We start from the raw sequence: 22,010 nt of genomic DNA, 5'->3' as shown, positions 1-22,010 counted from the left end.
ATCTGCACCCACTTCGGGCTGGGTTTTGCCAGCGAACCGCTGATGACGGTTTTGAGATTTTCAGGTGGGCGGGATTCCGGATCACGGAACACAGGCCCATACATTCGTAAAACAAAGCCCACGGCACGCCGTGGGCTTTATTGGCAGTCAGTCAGGCCGCGCCTTACTGAGGGGAAACTTCGGTTTTAGGTTTGCCGAAGTGCCACTCGTAGACCACGAACTTGAAGTCTTTCAAGTCGCCCTTGGCGTCGAAGCTCAGGTCGCCGGTAGGGGTCTTGAAGGTGCCGGCGTGGATGGCTTCAGCCACCTTGGCCGCGTCTTCGCTCTTGGCGTTGGTGATGGCGCCGGCGATGACTTCAACTGCGGAGTAGGAAGGGAATACGAAAGGACCGCTCGGGTCTTCTTTCTTGGCCTTGAACGCGTCAGCCAGGGCCACGTTGGCCGGGTCCTGGTCGAAGGATTTAGGCAGGGTGACCAGCAGGCCTTCGGAAGCATCCTTGGCGATCTGCGAAATGGAGTCGTTACCCACGCCTTCCGGGCCCATGAACTTGGCCTTCAGGCCTTTCTCCTGGGATTGGCGCAGGATCAGGCCCAGCTCAGGGTGGTAGCCGCCGTAGTAGACGAAATCGACGTTGGCCTGCTTGAGCTTGGCGATCAGCGAAGAGAAGTCCTTGTCGCCGGCGTTGATGCCTTCGAATACGGCGACCTTGGTGCCTTTCTTCTCCAGGGTCTGCTTCACGGCGGTGGCGATGCCTTCACCGTACTGCTGCTTGTCGTGGAGCACGGCAACCACTTTGGGTTTCACGTGGTCGGCGATGTAGCTACCGGCGGCCGGGCCCTGGGCGCTGTCCAGGCCAATGGTGCGGAACACCATCTTGTAACCACGGGCGGTGATGTCCGGGCTGGTGGCAGCCGGGGTGATCATGATCACGCCTTCGTCTTCGTAGATGTCGGAAGCAGGTTGAGTGGAGCTGGAGCACAGGTGGCCGACCACGTACTTGACGCCATCGTTGACCACTTTGTTGGCGACTGCCACGGCTTGCTTGGGATCACAGGCATCGTCGTATTCAACGGCTTCGAGCTTCTTGCCGTTGACGCCGCCTTTGGCGTTGATCTGTTCGATGGCCATTTTCGCGCCACTGAACTGCATGTCGCCGTATTGGGCTACAGGGCCGGTCTTGGGGCCGGCGATACCGATCTTGATGGTGTCAGCTGCGAACGAATGGCTGGCAACCCCGGCCAGGACCATAGCGGCAAACAGTTTGGAAATCTGCTTAGTAGCCTTATTCATAGTGCTCCACTCTTACTGTTGTAATTTTTATAGTTCCGGCGGCCTTGGTCGCAGAACCGAATCAGATATTTCGTGAATACCCGTCGGAAAATGCCCCTGGCAACTGTACCGGTACAGTGTAGAGCGCCGGTTGTTCGCTTGAAAAGCTGGCTGCTGGGGGCAAAAACGCGGGGTGTCGCTTAATTGAAAGAAAAAGACAGATTTGCGGCGTGGCTTGCGCCCGGTTCGGCGTCAGTCCCTGGCGCTTCTGAGCTTCTCGATCGGTGTCGCGCTTGCTTCTGGGTTTTTCTGCCAGAGCCCCGACGTTATGATTGCGCCGATTTCATTTCTGGACAGTCCCATGACTCAAGAACCTAGCACCCTCTATGCCAAGCTGCTTGGTGAGACCGCATCTATCAGCTGGAAGGAACTGGAGCCGTTCTTCGCCAAGGGTGCCCTATTGTGGGTCGAGGCTGACCTGGATCTGATCGAGGCGGCCCAGGCCGTGGCCGAGAACCAGGCAGAAAAAGTGGCGGCCTGGCTGGCCGAAGGAAAGGTCGAGAAACTGTCTGCGACGCGGGCATCCGATCTGCTGGAACGTGATCCGACGCTGTGGGCGGTGGTGGTTTCACCCTGGATCCTGATCCAGGAAAGGGCATCGCGCTAAGAGCGTGCACCGATAAGGGGCAGGTTTTTGTCGGACAAAAGTGTGTAGCCGAGTAACCGTGAATCCAGTGATGGCACCTTGCCGTAGAGAAAGGCCCCACGGGCTTTTCTCTCAGGGTGACGTTCACGGAAGGGGAACAGTTTCAAGCGCAGCCGACGAGCTGCTTAATTGTTTCGCGATGTGAGTAAATTGACCATTCGCCAGCCAGCCGGCTCCCACAGGACAGCAGGTTTTTCCCTGCCGTGCAGGAGCCGGCTGGCCGGCGAAGCCCTTCTTAATACGCGGTCTTGCCTGTGTGACTGTTGAGCGAGATGACCCGGGTCTTGCCGATACGGTGGCGGTAGATTTCCCGCAGGTACTTGATGGCCTTCTTCACGCAATCCCGGGACAGGCGGATGTCGTTGATCGAGACGAACTTGTCCTTGTCGTTGATCAGCTCGCGGTACTTCTTCTCGTACATCGGCTTGATCGCATACCAGTTGGTGTCGAGGATCTTCGCCGGGTTCTCGAATTCGTTGAGCAGATCGTCGATGCGGTCTTCATCGAACTGGTCACTGACGATGAAATCCAGCACCGAGTTGTCCAGGGTGTCGTCGAAGCGGTACGGATTGCGCGCAAAGCAACGCTTGATAAAGGCCACGATCAGGGTCAGGAAGTCATCCGACAGGCACGGGCTCTTGGCGATCAGGGTGGTCAGCGACAGGTTGGCCGAAGCGCCGATCACCAGCGCATAGCGCTTGAGGGTGGTGTTGGGGAACAGGCTGTTGAGGTGGGTCTTGAGCCGGTTCAGGTCCATGTAGGACAGCTTGTAGTCCTTGGGCAGGGACACGATCGATACCACCGACGAGCAGTTCTTGAAGAAGTGCAGGTCATGCAGCGCCGCGGCGTCATAACCCGAAGCCTTGTATTGCTCCAAGGCCGCGCGGTAGCGCTTGGACTCGATCGGCAGCAGGCTGATGCCCTCGATGGCCTGGGTCACCTTGTTGAAGTGCGGCAGATCGATGGAGCGGAAGAACAGGTCGTCGATGTTCAGGCGCTGGGGTTCTTTTTCGAACACCTTGAACTTGTCGCCGGTGGGCACCGGCTGCTCCGGCACCACGGACTCGGCATAGGCGATCGCCACCGGGCCAGCCAGGCTCATGAACAGGTCGTTGGCATCCAGGCGGATGGTTTCGCCGATGTCGATGCCGGCCCGCCGGAAGTAGTTCTGGTCGTAGTCGGTGGTCACCGCCTGGGCGGTGAGGATGTTGAAGATCTGCTGGGAGATGTACTGGTTGGCGTGCTTCTCCATGGCGTTGACGTCGATGTTCTGGATGTTGCCGTCATCGCTTTCTTCGGCGTAGCGCATGATATCGTTGGAGATCAGCATCATCGCGTTCCAGGGGCGGATCCGTCCCATCACGCTGGCTTCGCTGCTGTCTTCATTGTCGAAGTTGTAGGAGAAGTCCCACTCTTCCGAAAGGTACTTGCACAGCAGGCGGCCGGCGTTGATGTGCAGCGCCTCGGACATTTCGCTGCGATGGTCCGAAATGTTCGGCAGCACGCAGATGCCGCTGGTGAAGATCGGCTCGAAGACGAAGGAGTGCCCGCTCTTGCTGTCGTGCTCGTCCATCGGTTTGGTGTCGAAGGTCTTGTTCATGTACGAGTACTGCTGGGCCAGGCCGAACTCCGAGGCCATGCCCGAACCGGTACCGCCGCCGGCACTGAAGATCGAGAAGTACAGGCGCGACTGGTTGGCCTTGATCCCGCAGGAGTCGATCAGGTACGAGTGGATCATCTTCCAGTCGGGGCTGGAGAAGCGCTGGGTGTCCTTGTTGAGGATGATCTTGGCCAGGTATTGGCCGAGGATCGGCGCGTTACCGGCGCCACCGGCGTGGACTTCCGAGAGGTCCATGATCTTCATCTTGCTGTAGTCGCGGATGAAGCCGCTTTTCTCGCCCTTGCGCGAGAAACGGATGCGCCCGGCAATGTCCTTGTCCAGGTCGCCGAGCATCACCAGCGGTTCCACCAGGAACACCGGCTTGCTGGCCTTGTTCTGGCCCAGGCGCAGGTTCTGGCGGATCCACTGGCCGGGGCTGTAGCCGCCTTCGTAGGCCTTGTCTTCGTTATTGAATTCGTTGAGGTAGAACTTGCGGGCGTTGTACACCAGCTCGGCCACATCCAGGGCGATGTTGGAGCCGCAGCGGCCCAGCCCGATCAGGCAGACCGACGGAAATTCCTGGTCGCGACGGTTGTCCGGCTCGCCTTCCAGGTGCGGTGGCCGCGGGAACACCGTGTCGCGCAGACCGTCGAGGTTGTCGAGGATGCGGTCGGTATTGGTTTCGGTGAAATACAGGTACTGCTGAGTCGACAGGGGGCGTGAACTGGACAATGGCTTCGGGTCTGAGGGGCTAGTTGTGGGGGAGGTCAGCGTCATCTCGGAGACTGCGTTGGCAGGTTTGTTCTTAGAAGTCATTGTGCGCCATATGCCTGGTCAGGTTGGCTCGTGGACGAGGTGTCGTCGAACCATCACGGAATGGGACCTCGTCGCTGCGTGGAGCGCGAATTTTGCCCAAGGCGTCAGGGTTTTTTCTTAGCGACGCTCGGGGGAATCCTTTCCTGAATCATGATGAATCGGCCAGTATTCGGTGATCTTTAATCAAATGAGGGCAATATGATGTCAGCGTTACCTTCACTCGGCTTTGCCGGAATCGGCCTGATGGGCTTGCCGATGTGCCGCCGGCTGCTGGCGGCGGGCTATCCGCTGACGGTGTGGAACCGCAACCCGGAAAAATGCGCGCCCCTGGTGGCTGCCGGGGCGCGACAAGTTGCCACGCCGGCGCAGCTGTGCGCCGATGCCGACCTGATGCTGATGTGCCTGGCCAATACCGAGGTGGTGCGCGAGGTGGTGTTTGGCCCCGAGGGTATCGCCCAGGGCGCCCGGGCCGGTCAGCTGCTGCTGGACCTGTCCAGCCTGGAACCCACGGCTACCCGGGAAATGGCCGCCGAACTGGCCGCAAGCCGCGGTGTGGCCTGGGTCGATGCGCCGGTGTCCGGCGGTACCCCGGGCGCCGAGGCCGGCAGCCTGGCCATCATGGTTGGCGGTGAGGCGACGGACGTCGAGCGGGTGCGGCCAGTGCTGCTGACCCTGGGGCAGCGGGTCACTCACATGGGGGCGGTGGGCGCCGGGCAGGTGACCAAGGCCTGCAACCAGATGATCGTCGCCTGCAACGCCCTGGTGATCGCCGAGGTGGTGGCCCTGGCCGAGCGCTCGGGGGTGGATGCGCGGTTGATCGCCGAGGCCCTGGCCGGTGGCTTTGCCGACTCGAAACCTTTGCAGATCCTGGCCCCGCAAATGGCTGAAAGCCGGTTCGAGCCGGTGAAGTGGCATGTGCGCACCCTGCTCAAGGACCTGGATGGAGCGGTGAAGTTTTCCCGCGAACAGGGCTCGGCGACGCCGATCAGCGGATTAGCTGCGCAGTTGATGCGTCTGCATGGTGGGCAGGGCTATCTGGAAAAAGATCCAGCGACCCTGGTTCGCCTTTATCGGGACCCGGCGCCCGCGGATTGATCGGCGCGGCGTGGCGCTGGTCGAGCTCCTCCAGCACCCCGCGCAACTCCCGCAGCGGCACCGGATGGCTGAGCAGGTAGCCCTGCAGGTAGTCGCAGCCATGGTGCTGGAGAAACGCTTGCTGTTCCGGGGTTTCGACCCCTTCGGTGACCACCTGCAGGTGCAGGGTGTGGGCCATGATGATGATCGCCTGGACGATCTCCATGTCCTGGGTCGACTTGGGGATGTCCTGGATGAACGAGCGATCGATCTTCAGGGTGTTCAGGGGCAAGCGCTTGAGGTAGGCCAAGGATGAGTAGCCGGTGCCGAAGTCGTCGATCGACAGCGACACCCCCAGCCCGCGGATCTGCTTGAGCAGCGCCAGGGTGCTGGCAATATTGCCCATCAGGGCGTTTTCCGTGACTTCCAGCTCCAGCCGCTGCGGCGCCACCTGGGCCTGGCGCAGGGCGCTTTCGATCTCCCCGGCGAGCTCTTCGCGGGTCAGGTTCAGGGCCGAGCAGTTGACCGCGATCTTCAGTTCGCCACAGCCATGGCGCGACAGGTAGGCCAGGTCCGAGCAGGCCTTGCGCAGCACCCAGTTGTCCAGCTCGGCGATCATGCCGTTGGCTTCGGCAATGGAGATGAAGCGATCCGGGGTCAGCAGCCCATGTTGCGGGTGCTGCCAGCGGATCAGGGCTTCGAGCTTGGTGACCCTGCCGCTCTTGAGGTCGTAGATAGGTTGGTAATACAGCAGCAGGCCCTGGTCGTCGCGCAGGGCGTTGCGCAATTCCTCTTCCAGTTGCAGTTCCAGGGTGGCCCGGGTCTTGAGGTGGGAGTTGAAGAAATGCAGGCTGTTGCGTCCGCAATCCTTGGATTGATACAGGGCCAGGTCGGCGTTCTTGAGCAACTCCTCGCAGGTCTTGCCGTCATCGGGGAAGACGCTGATGCCAATGCTGGTGGTCATCACCATGCGCCGCCCTCCCAGTTCGATCGGCTCCTTCATTTTCTGCATGATGCGCTGGGCCATCTGCCGGGCTTCTTCGCGGTCGTACAGATTGATGAGGATGCAGAACTCGTCGCCGCCCAGGCGTGCCACCACGTCTTCATGGCTGCGGGTGGAGCTCTTGATGTGCCCGGCGATGACTTTCAGCAACTCGTCCCCGGCATCGTGGCCGAGGCTGTCATTGATGCGCTTGAAGTGGTCGATGTCGAGGAACATCACCGCCAGCATGCCGCCAAAGGTGGTTTTCTCGATGAGCTTTTCGGCGAACAGCTGGTTGAAGCCGCGGCGGTTGATCAGGTTGGTCAGGGCGTCGTAGTGGGCCACCTGCTGCAGGGAAACCCGGGCCTGGTCCAGTTGCGAAAGCAGGGCATTGACCCGCCGCAGGTCCCGCTCCTTGTGTTGCAGCTTCTTGTCGGCCAGGGCCGCGCTGATGCCGCTGCCGATGATCAAGAGCACGATCGCGCTCAGGGTCAGGCCTAGTTGCAGATGCCCGTCGGATGTGGCGGGGGCGGGCAGGCTGCCGGCGGGCAGCACCAGGGTCATGGCCCAGATGCCGGTGAAGTGCATGAGCACGATGGCAGCGCCCAGCACCAGGCTGCTGGCGTACTTGAGCAACTGGTGGAACATGCCGCTGCCTTCGCGCAGGTGACGGGACAGCAGCAGCGCCGCCAGGCTGCAGGCGATCGCCACCAGCACCGACAGCGCCATCAGTAAGGGGTCGTAGTACAGGCTGGCGCTGCTGCGCATGGCCGCCATGCCGACGTAGTGCATGGCGGCGATGCCCAGGCCGATCCAGATCGAAGCAACGCCATAGCGCCACAGCGGCATGTGCGCGTGGCTCAGGGTGTTCATCGCCAGCCAGGCGGCGACCAGCGCGATCAGGAGCGACAGCAGGGTCAGGGGCAGGTCGTAGTGGATCTGCAGCGGCGCCTCGAACGCCAGCATGGCGATGAAGTGCATGGCCCAGATCCCCCCGGCCAGGCAGCAGGCTCCGACCCAGCGCCACAGGCGCTGGCTGGCCGGTCGTTCGGCATGACTGACACGTTCGGCCATGTCCAGGGTGGCGAAGCTGGCGGCACAGGCTACCAGGTAGGCCAGAAGCACCAGAACCGGGTTGTGGGTGCAATGCAGGACCACTTGCCCGGCCTGAGGAAGCTCGGTAATGAAATGCACGCCCAGCCAGTCCATAGCCTGCCCATCTCTGAGTCATCTGAGGTCGGCGGAGCCGCGCGCCAACGAGTGCTTGGAGTATAGAAGGCACCCGCTGGCTGCAATGGGAGGTGGCACGCTGCTGCTAATGATTTGCTTATGGGCCCTATCGCCAAAGGTGCTAAGCGCTTTCCTCGTACCAGGGCTCGGTGTCCGCCGGTTCCAGGGGGGCCAGGCCGAAGGCGGCGCGGGCGGCGTCGCAGTCGCTGTTGGGCTGGCCGTCGGTCCAGGAAGCCTCGAACTCGCGGCACGGGCTGGAGCGCTGGTCATAGATCGAACAGCTCACACCCTGGCCGACCTCGCCTTCAAGGGCGATGCAGCGCGGGGATTTGCAGTCGGTTCCGAGCATTGCCACCCGGCTGGGGCTGATACTTTGCACCAGCTCGTCGGGGACAGTCCCGCCGGATGAGGCGCATTCGCCCCAGAAAAAAGACACACGAAAGTATGAACAGCAGGCACCGCAATTCAGACACGGACTGGCTTCGGACATTGGCGTATTCGATGGGGGAGGGGTTGATAAGGGGGGCTGGCAAGGCGGCTATTCTAGGCTTCGCATCGGCCTTGGGAAGGGGGGGCGCAAGGTATTTTTTCGGCCTTGGCCAAGCCCTTGAAAAGACTGGGAAAGGCCCGGGTAGCGGGGGCTGTGGCGAAGTTCGGGCGGCTTGTTCCGGGGAGCCGCAAGTGCCATCCCCGCGCCTGCCTGCGATGCCTTGGTATCAGGCTGGCGAATGATTACAGACAGCGTGGGTGCGGCTGACTAGATTGCAGCTTCCAGGCCCGCTCGCGTCTGGCCCAATAACAATAAAAGAGATCGATCCATGGATAATTCGACTCAAGCGGCAAATGCCTGGCGCATTCTGTTCCTGTTGTTTTTGGCAAACCTGTTCAACTTCTTCGATCGCACCATCCCCGCCATCATCATCGAGCCGATCCGCATGGAATGGCACCTGAGCGACTTCCAGCTGGGGATCATCGGCACCGCCTTCACCATTGTCTATGCCATTGCCGGCTTGCCCCTGGGGCGCCTGGCCGACACCGGCTCGCGCAGCAAGCTGATGGGCTGGGGGCTGGCGGTGTGGAGCGGGCTCACCGCGGTCAACGGCATGGTCGGCAGCTTCTGGAGCTTTTTGCTGGTGCGCATGGGCGTGGGGATTGGCGAGGCCAGCTACGCCCCGGCCGCCAACTCGCTGATCGGCGACCTGTTCCCCGCTCACCGCCGGGCCCGGGCCATGGGCATCTTCATGCTCGGCCTGCCTCTGGGGCTGGTGCTGGCGTTCTTCACCATCGGTGCCATGGTCAAGGCCTTCGACAGCTGGCGGGCGCCGTTCTTCATTGCGGCGGTACCAGGGCTGGTGCTGGCGGTGTTCATGTTCTTCATCAAGGAACCCAAGCGCGGCGCGGCGGAAACGGTGAAAGTGGCCCAGGTGCGGATTGACCGGCCCATTCGCCGGGTGCTGGCGATACCGACCTTTCTCTGGCTGACTCTGGCCGGGCTGACGTTCAACTTCGCCACCTATGCCTGCAACTCGTTCCTGGTGCCGATGCTGCAGCGCTACTTCCTCATGCCCTTGCAGGAAGCCGCCATGGCCACCGGGCTGATCGTCGGGGTGACCGGCCTGGTGGGCCTGACCCTGGGCGGCTGGATCGCCGACAAGATTCATCAGCGGGTAGCCAATGGTCGTTTGTTGTTCGCGGCCTGCAGCCTGATCATCTCGACCCTCGCCACCGGATGGGCACTGCATGCCGGGCGGGTGGAGGTCGGGGTGTTCGTCGCGGTATTCAGTGTCGGCTGGCTGTTTGCCTACAACTTCTATACCTGCGTCTATACCGCCCTGCAGGATGTGGTCGAACCGCGCTTGCGCGCCACCGCCATGGCCTTGTTCTTCGCCGGCCTGTACCTGTTGGGGGGCGGCTTGGGGCCGGTGGTGGTGGGGGCGCTCTCCGACCACTTCGCCCATTCGGCAATGTATGCCGCAGGCGCAGAGCTGATGACCGAAGAGTTCAAGGCCATCGGTCTGCACGATGCGATGTACCTGATTCCCGTGGCCCTGTTCCTGACCCTGCTGTTTCTGTTCCAGGCAGCACGCTGTTTTGTCCGTGACGCCCAGCGGATGAAAGAGGGGCTGGCCTGTGGGAATGCCGCTGATGCCCCAGCAGAGGTGAGTCTGCCGGCGATCAACGATGGTGCAGTGAGCCGCTAGGGCGCGTTGCTGCATTGGCAGGCGACAGGCAAAAAAAAGGCCCGCACAGTGCGGGCCTTTTGTTCAGTGCTGACAACCGGGCTATCAGCCCGCCACCAGCACCCGGATCGCTTCCAGGCGCAGGGCGGCTTTTTCCAGCATGGCCAGGCCCTGTTCGCGCTGTTGACGCAGGGCCACCAGCTCGCTGTCACGGACAGTCGGGTTGACCGCCTGCAGCGCGGTCAGGCGCGCCAGTTCTTCGTCGGTGTCGGCTGCCAGGCGGCGTTGCGCCTCGGCCACACGTTCGGCGTGACGCGGTGCGACCTTGGCTTCGCCGGCGTTGATCTTCGGCGCCAATTGATCGCGCTGGGCCTGGATGAACTTGTTGGCGCTGGCCTTAGGCACGCTTTCCAGCTGGTCGTTCAGGGTCTCGAAGGCGACCCGCGCCGACAGGTCGTTGCCATTGGCGTCCAGCAGGCAGCGCAGGGCAGCCGGCGGCAGGTAGCGGCCCAGTTGCAGTGAGCGCGGGGCGACCACTTCACTGACGTACAGCAGCTCCAGCAGCACGGTGCCGGGTTTGAGCGCCTTGTTCTTGATCAGCGCCACGGCGGTGTTGCCCATGGAGCCGGACAGCACCAGGTCCATGCCGCCCTGCACCATGGGGTGTTCCCAGGTGATGAACTGCATGTCCTCGCGAGACAGCGCCTGGTTGCGGTCGTAGGTGATGGTCACGCCTTCGTCGTCGCCCAGGGGGAAGCTGGCGTCGAGCATCTTCTCGCTGGGCTTGAGGATCAGGGCGTTTTCCGAATGGTCCTCGCTGTCGATGCCGAAAGCGTCGAACAGGGTTTCCATGTAGATCGGCAGGGCGAACTGGTCGTCCTGTTCGAGGATCGCTTCCACCAGGGCGTCGCCTTCGCCGGCACCACCGGAGTTCAACTCCAGCAAGCGGTCGCGACCGGTGTGCAGCTCGGCTTCCAGGCGTTCACGCTCGCCACGGGCTTCGTCGATCAGCGCTTGCCACTCGCCGTCATCGGCATTCTCCAGCAGCGGCAGCAGGCGCGGGCCGAACTGATGCTGCAGGGCGTTGCCGGTCGGGCAGGTGTTGAGGAAGGCGTTCAGGGCTTCGTGGTACCACTGGAACAGGCGCTCTTGCGGGCTGGTTTCCAGGTACGGCACGTGCAGTTCGATCACGTGCTTCTGGCCGATCCGGTCGAGACGGCCGATACGCTGCTCCAGCAGGTCCGGGTGCGACGGCAGGTCGAACAGCACCAGATGGTGGGCGAACTGGAAGTTGCGGCCTTCACTGCCGATTTCCGAGCAGATCAGCACCTGGGCGCCGAATTCTTCATCGGCGAAGTAGGCGGCGGCACGGTCACGTTCGAGGATGTTCATGCCCTCGTGGAATACCGTGGCCGGGATGCCGGAGCGCACGCGCAGGGCGTCCTCCAGGTCCATGGCGGTTTCCGCGTGGGCGCAGATCACCAGCACCTTGGTGCGCTTGAGCATTTTCAGCTGGTCGATCAGCCACTCGACCCGCGGGTCGAACTTCCACCAGCGCTGTTCGTCATCGCTGACGTCGGGCTGGGCCTGGAAGCTGACTTCCGGGTACAGCTCGGCGTGTTCGCCCAGGGGCAGTTCCAGGTATTCGTCCGGGCATGGCAGCGGGTAGGCGTGCAGCTTGCGCTCGGGGAAACCCTGCACCGCGGCGCGGGTGTTGCGAAACAGCACGCGGCCGGTGCCGTGGCGGTCCAGCAGTTCACGCACCAGGCGTGCGCTGGCTTCGCTGTCGCCGTCGTTGACCGCGGCCAGCAGGGCTTCGCCTTCGTTGCCGAGGAAACCGTGGATGGTCTTGTGCGCCTCGGGAGACAGGCGGCCTTTATCCATCAGTTCCTGCACGGCTTCGGCCACCGGGCGGTAGTTCTCGCTCTCGGCGCGGAAGGCCGCGAGGTCGTGGAAACGGTTCGGGTCCAGCAGGCGCAGGCGGGCGAAGTGGCTGTCCTGGCCCAGTTGTTCCGGGGTTGCGGTCAACAGCAGCACGCCGGGAATGGTCTCTGCCAGCTGTTCCACCAGGGCGTATTCCGGGCTGACCTGGTCTTCGTGCCACACCAGGTGGTGGGCTTCGTCCACCACCATCAGGTCCCAGCCGGCGGCGAACAGCGCGTCCTGGGCCTTCTCGTCGTCCACCAGCCACTCCAGGGCCACCAGGGCCAGCTGGGTGTCTTCGAACGGGTTGCTGGCATCGCTTTCTATAAAGCGTTCTTCATCGAACAGTGCCACTTGCAGGTTGAAGCGCCGGCGCATCTCTACCAGCCACTGGTGCTGGAGGTTTTCCGGTACCAGGATCAGCACCCGGCTGGCGCGACCCGAGAGCAGTTGGCGATGGATCACCAGGCCGGCCTCGATGGTCTTGCCCAGGCCCACTTCGTCCGCCAGCAGGACCCGCGGCGCGATGCGGTCGGCGACTTCACGGGCAATGTGCAACTGGTGGGCGATGGGTTGGGCGCGCACGCCACCCAGGCCCCAGAGCGAGGACTGCAGTTGGCGGCTGGTGTGTTCCAGGGTGTGGTAGCGCAGGGAGAACCAGGCCAGCGGGTCGATCTGCCCGGCGAACAGACGGTCGCTGGCCAGACGGAACTGGATGAAGTTCGAGAGTTGGGTTTCCGGCAGGGTGACGGCTTCGTTCTGCCCGTTGAGGCCGTGGTAGACCAGCAGGCCGTCGACATCATCGACTTCCTGTACGGTCATTTTCCAGCCTTCGAAGTGGGTGATGCTGTCACCCGGAGAGAACCTCACGCGAGTGAGGGGCGCATTCCGTAGCGCATACTGGCGGGTGTCGCCAGTGGCCGGATAGAGCACGGTCAGCAAGCGACCGTCCTGTGCCAGAACGGTGCCTAAACCCAGCTCGGCTTCGCTGTCACTAATCCAGCGTTGCCCCGGTTGATACTGCTGCGCCATGCTGCCTGACTCCCGCTTTGAAAAAGCCGACTATCTTAACGGAACGACGCTTCCAGTCCAAAGAACTCTGATCAATCCCCTGGATTAAAAGGTAGCGTACGGCGTGCATTCGTCGGGTGGCGGGGCACTATCGGCTGACGACTGGGTCACAGTTTTGCGACCGATGGCTCAAGTCGCCCATGCCGCAGCCGACAGCCTGCCGACAGGAGACCAATAATATGCTGCCACCGATGCTCCCCTTGAGTGCCGTGCCGATCACCGCCCAGCAGGATCCGATCCGCCAGCGACCGGACATCCCGCCTGTGGTACCGGTGCAGGAAAGCTCCAACGAAAGCACCATCGACCTGCAAAAGCGCGACCCCGAGGAGTCCGCCCTGCTGCTGCGCGAGGAACAGCGGCGCCAGCAACAGAAGCAGCGCCGTGAGCGTGAGGCCGAGGACGACCCCGAAGAGCACCTGGCAGTGCCCGGCGATGAACTGAACGCCGACAACACCGTGCCGGTGGTGCCGTTGATCGAAGATGCTCCGCGCCAGGGCCTGTGGGTGGATGTCGAGGTCTAGGAGCGCTTGTTCCCCGCCAGTTCCCCGAGGGCCTGCAACAGGCGCTCGATTTCCTCTTGTGTATTGAAGTAACTCAAGGCGATCCGGGCAATGTTGCCCAGGCCTCGGGCCTGCATGTCCAGTGGTGTGTAGTTGACGCCATTGGCGCCGATATTGATGCCGCGCCGCGCCAGTTCCTCCTTGAGTGCCAGCCCGTCCCAACCTTCGAGAGTGAAGGCGATCAGGCCCGATTGCTGCCCCGGGCTGCCCAGGTCCTGGAGTTGCAGGCCGGGCAAGCGCTGCAGCTTCTTGCGCAGCGGCTCGCTCAAGGCACTGATCCTTTGCGCAATGGCGGCCACGCCGATGCTTTCGAACTCCTGCAGGGCATTGGCCAGGCCAGCCAGCAGCACCATCGACACTTCACTGGTTTCAAAGCGCCGGGCATCGTTGCGCAGAGCGAAGCCCTGGCCGTCCCAAGGCGCCGACAGCACATCCCGCGGCAGCGGATTCAACTGCTCGAGGAAGCCGGGCCTTATATAGAGCAGGGCCGTGCCTCGCGGGCCGCGCAGGTACTTGCGCCCCGCGCCCTTGAGCACATCGCAGTTGAGCGCCTGCACGTCGCAGGGCACCTGGCCCAGAGCCTGGCCGGCATCGATGAAGTAGGGGATGCGCCATTGGCGCGCCAGTTGGCCGATGGTTGCGGCCGGGTTGATCAGCCCGCCATTGGCCGGTAGCCAGGTCAAGGCGATGAGGCGCACCCGGGAGTCGAGCATGGACTCCAGCGCCGGGACTGAAACCGCACCGTGGCTGTCACAGGGAATGACTTCCAGCTGCGCGCCGGCGGCCACGGCCGGGGCCATGCAGGCCAGGTTGCCGGCCCATTCCTGGCGCCCCACCAGGATCCGGTCGCCCGGCTGCCAGGCGGGCAGGGCGTTGAAGGCCATGCCCCAGGCCGCCGAACCACTGCTGGTAAAGGCGATGGCTTGCGGGCAGGTGTTGAGCACTCGGGCGGCGGTCTGTCGCGCCTGCTCCTGCAACTGGGCGCCGGCGCCGGCCGCTTCCATTGGCCCGCTGTGGGCCTCCCGCTGCAGTTGCCCGGACATGGCGTCCAGGGTGCCCTGGCTGGGCAGGGACCCCCCGGCATGGTTGAAGTGACAGACCCGGGTGCAACCCGGTGTGGCCGCCCGTAGCCGAGCGATGTGGTCCGGGCTCAGGGGCATCACGGCTTGAGCTCGAAAATCCCGTCGACCTCCACGGCGACGCCGGCAGGCAGGCTGGCGACGCCCACCGAAGTGCGGGCATGCCGGCCTTTCTCGCCCAGGGCATTGACCAGCAGGTTGGAGGCGCCATTGGCGACCTGGCCATGGCCCTTGAAGTCGGCGCTGGCGGCAATGAACACCCCCAGCCGGCTGATGCGTTGCAGCCGCGACAAGTCGTCACCCAGGGCCGCCGAGAGTTGCGCCAGCAGGGCCAGGGCCGCCAGTTCCGCGGCCTGGGCACCCTGCTCGATGCTGAGGTTGTCACCGAGCCGGCCCAGCAGATGGGGATGCTGCTCTGCATGCGGTGTTTGCCCGGAGATGAACAGCAGGTTCTGGCTCTGGGTATGGTTGACGTAGTTGGCAATGGGCTGGCCGGGGATCGGCAGTTCAAGACCCAGTTGTTGTACTCGTTGCTGCAGAGAGTCGCGCATGGCAAGTCCTCGAATGGAAGGCCAGCAGCATCGGTGTTCAGCCTGGGGGCGACAAACGGATAGATCTAATCCGACGTATCTGAATTTTTCATGGGTCGCGCCCTTGCTCCAGCAGCCATTGGGCGAAGCACTGCATCGCCGGATTCGCCGGACCTTCGGCGGTCACCAGCCAGTAGCCGATCTGATCGTTGTGCAGAGCCGGGAGGTCGAAGGCATCCACCAGGCTGCCCTGGGCAAGATGGCGCCGGATCAACTGGCGGCGGCCCATGGCGATGCCCTGGCCGGCCACCGCCGCTTCCACCACGATGTTGTAGTCGTGGAGCATGACGCTGGGGTGAGGGCTGAGGTCGACGGCGTTCTGCCTGCTCCAGTCGTCCCATTCAAAGGGCCGGTGGGAGCGGGCCATCAGCAAGGTGCCGTTGGCCAGGGCTCCGGCCTTGAACTCGGGGCTGCACACCGGTGACAGTTGCTCGGCGAGAAAGCGCGTGGCCTGGACGTTGGGCCAGTGGCCCTTGCCATAGCGAATGGCCAGGTCGACCTCGGCACCGGCCACATCTGCCAGGTTGATGGCCGGTTGCAGCTCCAGCTGGATCTGAGGGTGGCGGCGGCTGAAGTCCGACAGGCGCGGCGCCAGCCACAAGGTGGCGAAGGAGGCCAGCAGGCCGATGCGCAGAACCTGCGATGGCTCTGCTGCCAACAGCGTCCGGGTGGCTTCGGCGATCTGCTCCAGGGCCGGCTGGATCTGTTGGTAATAGCTGGCGCCGGCGGTGGTCAGGTCGATGGCCCGGGTGCGTCGTACAAACAGCGGCTGGCCCAGGTGCTGTTCGAGTTTGTGCACTTGATGGCTGACCGCGCTCTGGCTGACGCACAGTTCCTGGGCCGCCTTGCTGAAACTCAGGTGTCGGGCCACGGCCTCGAAGGCGCGCAGGGCCAGCAGCGGGGGCAGGTGCTTGGGCATTTCCACATGCGGTTTCCTGTGGGGAGGGGCGGCCATTGTGCGGATAAAAAGTCTTCCCGGCAGCGACTTTATTGCAGTCGCCTTGGTCTGATCACTGGTCAGGTGCGGCGCCACGTCGCATTATTGGCACATTCGCCAGGGCCGCCCACCGCTTCAAGGCGTGCGGCCGATATTGACCACGAGTGATGCAAGCCAAGCCATGAATCAAGACGACAAGCTGATCGACCTGAACGCCGAGCGTGCCAAGCGCGTGCATGATCTCAATGAAAAGCGTCTGAACGAAGTACGCCAGGCATTCGAACACGCCATGCCCTTGGGCAAGACCAAGAAAAAACCGAAAAACAAACCGAAAAAGCGCTGATCAGGGCGCTTTCTGTTGATGTAAGTCACTTATTCTCCCTTCCTCGCGCCCAGTCATGGGCGACATTGACCCCGGTCAATTTCCCCTGCCTCCCGTTTGGTTAACTTAGCCCCATCGCAACAGGGCAAGAGCAGGAGGCCAGTCATGTTTTTCGACAATGTGGTGATCGCCGGAGTGCTGACTGTCGGCCTCATGGTTCTGTTTTTCGCAGGGTTTGGATTCTTTATCTGGAAAGACGCGAATAAGCGCAAGAAGCCTTAAGTCTTTCCAGGGCAACGAGCACGCAAGGCATTTTGGGCAACTTCGGTTGCCCTTTTTTTTGCCTGCAAGAAAGCTCAAGGCATAAAAAAAGGTGCGTCCCTGGGGACGCACCTTTTTTGTTGCCGGCTGGGGTATCAGGTACCCAGGATCTTGGAGGCTGCCCAGAACAGGCCGGCGGACAGGGCCACGGTCGCCGGCAGGGTCAGGACCCAGGCCAGGAGGATGGTCCGTACCGTTCCGCTCTGCAGGCCGCTCTTGTTGGCGACCATGGTCCCGGCCACGCCGGAGGAGAGTACGTGGGTGGTGGAAACCGGCAGGCTGAAGATGTTCGCCAGGCCGATCAGGCCGGCGGCGGTGATCTGTGCCGACATGCCCTGGGCGTAGGTCATGCCCTGCTTGCCGATCTTCTCGCCAATGGTCTGTACCACGCGCTTCCAGCCGATCATGGTGCCCAGGCCCAGAGCCAGGGCGACAGCCAGGATGACCCAGAACGGTGCGTATTCGGTGGTGGCGGTCAGGTCTTTGCGCAGCTTGTCCAGGTCGGCCTTTTCACGGGCCGAGATGCCTGGCAGCTTGCCGACCTTTTTCGCGGTGTCATCCAGGCAAAGCAGGTAGCGACGCACTTCGATGCGGCTTTCCGGCGACAACGAATGGTAGTCGGAAACGCCCTTGAGGCTGCTCAGGAGCGCGGCGATGGTCGGTTCGGTTTGCTGCGGATTGCAGCGGAACTTGCCCGGCAGGTCGTCTTTCACGCTTTTGCCCAGGGCCAGGAACTCACCCAGGGACTCGTGATTGCGCTCGTAGAACTGGCTCAGGTGCAGGGTGGCGTCGCGGGTGCGCTCGATCTGGTAGGTGGTGCTGTTGAGGTCCATCACGAACTGGGCAGGCACGATACCAATCAGTACCAGCATGATCAGGCCGATGCCTTTCTGGCCGTCGTTGGAGCCGTGCACGAAGCTCACGGCCATGGCCGAGATCACCAGTACCAGGCGGTTCCAGAACGGCGGGTGCTTCTTGTCATCGACCTTGCGGCGCTGTTCCGGAGTCTTGTGCATCTTCGAGATCGGCCGCCACCATTTCAGGCCGATCAGTACCAGCGCTGCAATAATGAAGCCCGCCATCGGCGAGAACACCAGGGAAGCGCCGATGTCGATTGCCTTCTGCCAGTTCACGCCATCCCCCAGGGGGATGTCGCTGAGCAGGGCATTGGCCAGGCCGACACCGAGGATGGAGCCGATCAGGGTATGGGAACTGGAGGCCGGAATGCCGAAATACCAGGTGCCCAGGTTCCAGGTAATGGCCGCGGCCAGCAACGAGAAGACCATGGCCAGGCCGTGGCCGGTGTTGACGTTGATCAGCAGCTCGACCGGCAGCAGGTGGACGATGGCATAGGCCACGCCAACCCCGCCCAGCAGCACGCCGAGGAAATTGAACACACCGGAGAAGAACACGGCCAGGTGCGGCGGCATGGCCTTGGTGTAGATAACAGTGGCAACCGCATTTGCGGTGTCATGAAAGCCGTTGATGAACTCGTAGGCGAGGACAAAAGCCAGGGCGAGCAAGAGGCTCACAAGCACCCAAGCATCCAGTCCGCTGAATAAATCGATCATGAAGGTTTTCTGACCCGGTCATAAGGGGGCGCGATTATGCCAGAAAACCCCGCTAATCAATGCACAAGGTGCTCGCCGGTAACATTCTTCAACGAAAAAACTGACCGGGAGCAGAGTTTTCGCACATCCCCCTCAAACACGGCAAGCCATTGAGTTTATTGGGCACGAGCGGTCAATCCGATGGCCTGGGCGCGGAAATCAGAGGGTTAAAACGCGTGTATGAAATTTCAACCAAAGGGCTTGCCCGGTAGCCTCTCTCGCTGTGGATGGGCGAGATGGCCATGGGCCCGGGGTAACGAGCATCAATGGTCTGCCTGGCCGCCGGGATGATCGGGCGGGCAAGTAGAGCAAGCCCTGAATGAGTCAGGCTGCCAGCATTACGGCTGTTCGGCCTTGAGCTCTTTTTCCATCTTTTGCAGTTCTTGGGTGAAGGCCTGATCGAGAATACTGGCGCGTTTGCGCCAAGGTTTGCGTTCAGGTTCCGGCTGGGCGGCATAACGGGTGATCTCGCCGCCGTAAACTTCCTTGTAACGTTGCTCCTGGCGCTCAAGTTCCGCGCGCAGTTCATCTTTCGTCACAGTGTTACCTAATTGAGTGAAGGTCCAGTCCGGTGCGACGCATTGCTTGCGGGCATCTACGCGGAGCTGAAGTCAGTGCCAGTCTGGCCTTGACTTCGAGTCTCTCAAGCGTGCCGTTAATTGCATGCGGCCACGTCACCGGATGAAAACAACTGTCGTAGCAACAGTGTTGTTGGTTGCAAGCGGGCTGGCCGAATCTGGTTAGGGGTCAAGCGCTTGCGGCAGGTGACCGATTACCGTTTCAAGCCACCCGAGAGAGGAGCATGGGGCAACTGACTCCACATTCCTCACTCCGGCAGTATAGCTTCGGCGAAGAATAACTCTATGGATGGCAAGTTTAAAATGACCAACTTTATTGTGAGCGTTTTGTGACACAAAAGTTCTAATCATTTCCTACACGAGGAAAGCCTGATTCTTACTCCGCTGGTACAAGTCTATATGGGGAGTCTGCATCTTGATGCAAGTGGTCGGTTGCAAAAGACTCGGGATAACCGGGCATTCCACTGGTGATTATTACTATGGTTTTTTGCAATAAACCCACGGGCTCACTGCCGCGTGTGCCAGGCTTGGCGGATTGCGATTATCGGCCGATGGTTCGATAATCGCCCAATGTTGCCGGCCCCAGCTTGTGCTTCTTCGCCAATACGGCTTGTAATACCGAAGAATTTCGTCGCAGAGAGCCTGAAATGAACGATCAGATGCGTAATTCCTTTACCTCAGTGGCCCCGCCGATCGTGGCGTCTGCGGCAAAGAGGATTCAGGCGTTGACCGGTGACCCGGATTTCATGACCTCTCTGGCCCGGGGCCTGGCGGTGGTGCAGGCGTTCCAGGAGCGCAAGCGGCACTTGACCATCGCCCAGATCAGCCATCGCACGGAAATCCCCCGGGCTGCGGTGCGCCGTTGCCTGCACACCCTGATCAAGCTGGGTTACGCCACCACCGACGGGCGTACCTATTCATTGCTGCCCAAGGTGCTGACCCTGGGCCACGCCTATCTTTCGTCGACGCCTCTGGCGGTCTCCGCCCAGCCCTACCTGGACCGCATGAGCGAGCAACTGCACGAGGCGTGCAACATGGCCACCCTGGAAGGCGACGACATTCTCTACATCGCCCGTTCCGCCACGACCCAGCGGCTGATCTCGGTCGACCTGTCTGTCGGCGGCCGCTTGCCAGCCTATTGCACCTCCATGGGGCGCATCCTACTCGCGGCCCTGGACGATTCGTCGCTGCATGAATACCTCGACCATGCGGACCTGCAAGCCAAGACCAGCCGCACCCTGCACACCCCGGAAGCCTTGCTGGAGTGCCTGCAGCAAGTGCGCCAGCAGGGCTGGTGCATCGTTGATCAGGAACTGGAGCAGGGCCTGCGCTCCATTGCGGTACCGGTGTATGACGCTTCCGGCCAGGTGCTGGCGGCGCTGAACGTCAGTACCCACGCCGGGCGGGTCAGCCGTGCCGAGCTGGAGCAGCGCTTTCTCCCCGGTTTGCTGAGCGCCAGCCGCGATCTGAGCGCGCAGTTGTTTGCTTAAGCTGTTCGATAAACGCACAGATACGCCTTTGGCGAATTGACGCTGTTTCCCCTGGCTCATTAATGTCGCGGCAGCGTCATCGGCGGCAAGCTGGCATCTTCGCCCGCCGCTGGTGGCCCGCCCAATAATAAAGAAGAGGCCAATACTCATGAGCACGCTTTCCCTGCGTCGTTGCCGCGACCGTTCCTGCCGTCCCGCTCGCATCGCCTGATATCGCCACCCCTTTAGTGACCTGATCAGCCCTGGCGGCCTGTGCTCGCCTGCGTTTTAGCGTGGAAATAACAACAATGAACCAACCCCAATCCGCTGTAGGGAACTGCCTTGATGTGCAGTCCTTCATCAATGCCCAGCCGCTGTCCCGTTACCAGTGGCGCGTGGTGATCCTGTGTTTCCTGATTGTCTTCCTCGATGGCCTGGACACCGCGGCCATGGGCTTCATCGCCCCGGCGCTGTCCCAGGACTGGGGCATCGACCGCGCCAGCCTCGGCCCGGTCATGAGCGCTGCATTGATCGGCATGGTCTTCGGCGCCCTGGGCTCCGGCCCCCTGGCCGACCGTTTCGGCCGCAAGGTGGTGCTGGTGGGGGCGGTGCTGCTGTTTGGTGCCTTCAGCCTGGCTTCGGCCTACAGCACCAACGTCGACCAGTTGCTGGTCCTGCGTTTCCTTACCGGCCTGGGCCTGGGGGCAGGCATGCCCAACGCCACCACGCTGCTTTCGGAATACACCCCCGAACGCCACAAGTCGTTGCTGGTGACCAGCATGTTCTGCGGTTTCAACCTGGGCATGGCCGGCGGCGGTTTCATTTCCGCCAAGCTGATCCCGGCCTTCGGCTGGCACAGCCTGCTGCTGATCGGCGGGGTCCTGCCGCTGATCCTGGCCCTGGTGCTGGTGCTCTGGCTGCCGGAGTCCGCGCGTTACCTGGTGGTGCGTAATCGCGGCACCGACAAGGTGCGCAAGACCCTGGCGCCGATTGCCCCGGCCATAGTCGGCGAGGCTGGCAGCTTCAGCGTGCCGGAACAGAAGACCGTGAAGGCGCGCAACGTGTTCGCGGTGATCTTCTCCGGCACCTATAGCGTCGGCACCCTGTTGCTGTGGCTGACCTATTTCATGGGGCTGGTGATTGTCTACCTGCTCACCAGCTGGCTGCCGACCCTGATGCGCGACAGCGGGGCGAGCATGGAACAGGCGGCCTTTATCGGCGCCCTGTTCCAGTTTGGCGGCGTCCTCAGCGCGGTGGCCGTGGGCTGGGCCATGGACCGTTTCAACCCGCACAAGGTGATCGGCTGTTTCTACCTGCTGGCTGGGGTCTTTGCCTACGCCGTCGGGCAGAGCCTGGGCAACATCACCCTGTTGGCCACCCTGGTGCTGATCGCCGGCATGTGCGTCAACGGTGCGCAATCGGCAATGCCGTCGTTGGCCGCGCGCTTCTACCCGACCCAGGGGCGTGCCACCGGGGTCTCCTGGATGCTTGGCATCGGCCGTTTCGGCGCCATTCTCGGTGCGTGGATGGGAGCGACCCTGCTGGGCCTGGGCTGGAACTTCGAACAAGTGCTGACTGCCCTGGTGATTCCGGCGGCCCTGGCCACCACCGCGGTGGTGATCAAGGGCATGGTCAGTCACGCAGACGCGACCTGACCGCGGACTACCCTGTAGCCGCTGCCGCAGGCTGCGA

Annotated in this window: 18 protein-coding genes; 8 read left to right on the top strand and 10 right to left on the bottom strand. The window is 62.3% G+C overall.

Annotated features, from left to right (window positions below):
- Positions 1–163 precede the first annotated feature (163 nt).
- Entirely contained in the window at positions 164–1,291 is a 1,128-nt protein-coding gene (locus M2395_RS14745) for a branched-chain amino acid ABC transporter substrate-binding protein (protein ID WP_123430178.1), read from the bottom strand.
- Between the two features lie 340 nt (positions 1,292–1,631).
- On the opposite strand from M2395_RS14745, the gene M2395_RS14740 reads away from it, so the two are divergent.
- On the top strand, positions 1,632–1,937 hold the full coding sequence (locus tag M2395_RS14740) for a DUF2288 domain-containing protein (protein ID WP_041116319.1): 306 nt from the start codon (positions 1,632–1,634) through the stop codon (positions 1,935–1,937).
- 274 nt (positions 1,938–2,211) lie between these two features.
- On the opposite strand, the gene M2395_RS14735 is transcribed toward M2395_RS14740, so the two are convergent.
- On the bottom strand, positions 2,212–4,392 hold the full coding sequence (locus M2395_RS14735; protein WP_011059644.1) for a hypothetical protein: 2,181 nt from the start codon (positions 4,390–4,392) through the stop codon (positions 2,212–2,214).
- Positions 4,393–4,590: 198 nt separating this feature from the next.
- Here M2395_RS14735 and M2395_RS14730 point away from each other — a divergent pair, with 198 nt between their 5' ends.
- Positions 4,591–5,487 (top strand): NAD(P)-dependent oxidoreductase, encoded by an 897-nt coding sequence (locus M2395_RS14730; protein WP_015634414.1) that lies wholly within the window; start codon positions 4,591–4,593, stop codon positions 5,485–5,487.
- Here M2395_RS14730 and M2395_RS14725 read toward each other — a convergent pair.
- Positions 5,378–7,657, bottom strand: a complete 2,280-nt coding sequence (locus M2395_RS14725; RefSeq protein ID WP_053156675.1) for a bifunctional diguanylate cyclase/phosphodiesterase — start codon at positions 7,655–7,657, stop codon at positions 5,378–5,380. The two genes, M2395_RS14730 and M2395_RS14725, sit on opposite strands and share 110 nt — an antisense overlap.
- A 142-nt stretch (positions 7,658–7,799) precedes the next feature.
- Positions 7,800–8,168 (bottom strand): YkgJ family cysteine cluster protein, encoded by a 369-nt coding sequence (locus M2395_RS14720; protein ID WP_015634416.1) that lies wholly within the window; start codon positions 8,166–8,168, stop codon positions 7,800–7,802.
- Positions 8,169–8,496: 328 nt separating this feature from the next.
- Between M2395_RS14720 and M2395_RS14715 the strand changes: the two genes are divergently transcribed.
- Entirely contained in the window at positions 8,497–9,879 is a 1,383-nt protein-coding gene (locus tag M2395_RS14715) for an MFS transporter (protein ID WP_015634417.1), read from the top strand.
- A gap of 84 nt (positions 9,880–9,963) precedes the next feature.
- Here the strand turns inward: M2395_RS14715 and rapA are convergent, their stop codons facing one another.
- Complete coding sequence (gene rapA, locus M2395_RS14710; RefSeq protein ID WP_015634418.1) at positions 9,964–12,813, bottom strand: RNA polymerase-associated protein RapA; 2,850 nt, start codon at positions 12,811–12,813, stop codon at positions 9,964–9,966.
- 218 nt (positions 12,814–13,031) lie between these two features.
- Between rapA and M2395_RS14705 the strand changes: the two genes are divergently transcribed.
- Positions 13,032–13,373 carry a hypothetical protein gene (locus M2395_RS14705; protein WP_011059650.1) on the top strand — a complete coding sequence of 114 codons (342 nt, stop codon included), beginning with the start codon at positions 13,032–13,034 and terminating at the stop codon, positions 13,371–13,373.
- Here the strand turns inward: M2395_RS14705 and M2395_RS14700 are convergent.
- From M2395_RS14700 to gcvA, 3 genes are all read right to left on the bottom strand, one after another.
- A complete protein-coding gene (locus tag M2395_RS14700) occupies positions 13,370–14,572 on the bottom strand; it encodes an aminotransferase class V-fold PLP-dependent enzyme (RefSeq protein ID WP_123430179.1) in 1,203 nt (400 codons plus the stop codon). The genes M2395_RS14705 and M2395_RS14700 overlap by 4 nt on opposite strands.
- On the bottom strand, positions 14,572–15,042 hold the full coding sequence (locus tag M2395_RS14695; RefSeq protein ID WP_041116323.1) for a RidA family protein: 471 nt from the start codon (positions 15,040–15,042) through the stop codon (positions 14,572–14,574). The genes M2395_RS14700 and M2395_RS14695 overlap by 1 nt, the downstream gene beginning before the upstream one ends.
- A gap of 88 nt (positions 15,043–15,130) precedes the next feature.
- Complete coding sequence (gcvA, locus tag M2395_RS14690) at positions 15,131–16,000, bottom strand: transcriptional regulator GcvA (protein WP_041120569.1); 870 nt, start codon at positions 15,998–16,000, stop codon at positions 15,131–15,133.
- Positions 16,001–16,199: 199 nt separating this feature from the next.
- Here gcvA and M2395_RS14685 point away from each other — a divergent pair, with 199 nt between their 5' ends.
- The gene (locus M2395_RS14685; RefSeq protein WP_174394842.1) at positions 16,200–16,361 is read left to right on the top strand and encodes a hypothetical protein; all 162 of its coding nucleotides are present in this window, start codon (positions 16,200–16,202) and stop codon (positions 16,359–16,361) included.
- Positions 16,362–16,505: 144 nt separating this feature from the next.
- On the top strand, positions 16,506–16,622 hold the full coding sequence (gene ccoM, locus M2395_RS31675) for a cytochrome c oxidase subunit CcoM (protein WP_015634423.1): 117 nt from the start codon (positions 16,506–16,508) through the stop codon (positions 16,620–16,622).
- A gap of 134 nt (positions 16,623–16,756) precedes the next feature.
- Here ccoM and M2395_RS14680 read toward each other — a convergent pair whose 3' ends face one another.
- Together M2395_RS14680 and M2395_RS14675 are read right to left on the bottom strand one after the other, a co-directional pair.
- On the bottom strand, positions 16,757–18,232 hold the full coding sequence (locus M2395_RS14680) for an inorganic phosphate transporter (protein ID WP_011059655.1): 1,476 nt from the start codon (positions 18,230–18,232) through the stop codon (positions 16,757–16,759).
- Between the two features lie 377 nt (positions 18,233–18,609).
- Complete coding sequence (locus M2395_RS14675) at positions 18,610–18,810, bottom strand: hypothetical protein (RefSeq protein WP_011059656.1); 201 nt, start codon at positions 18,808–18,810, stop codon at positions 18,610–18,612.
- A gap of 686 nt (positions 18,811–19,496) precedes the next feature.
- On the opposite strand from M2395_RS14675, the gene pcaR reads away from it, so the two are divergent.
- Both pcaR and M2395_RS14665 read left to right on the top strand, forming a co-directional pair.
- Positions 19,497–20,339 (top strand): pca regulon transcriptional regulator PcaR, encoded by an 843-nt coding sequence (pcaR, locus tag M2395_RS14670; protein WP_011059657.1) that lies wholly within the window; start codon positions 19,497–19,499, stop codon positions 20,337–20,339.
- A gap of 287 nt (positions 20,340–20,626) precedes the next feature.
- Positions 20,627–21,973 (top strand): MFS transporter, encoded by a 1,347-nt coding sequence (locus tag M2395_RS14665; protein WP_011059658.1) that lies wholly within the window; start codon positions 20,627–20,629, stop codon positions 21,971–21,973.
- Positions 21,974–22,010 lie beyond the last annotated feature (37 nt).

This window comes from Pseudomonas sp. BIGb0176 (genome assembly GCF_024810175.1).
Classification (GTDB): domain Bacteria; phylum Pseudomonadota; class Gammaproteobacteria; order Pseudomonadales; family Pseudomonadaceae; genus Aquipseudomonas; species Aquipseudomonas protegens.
This window is presented reverse-complemented; position numbering and strand designations above follow the sequence as displayed.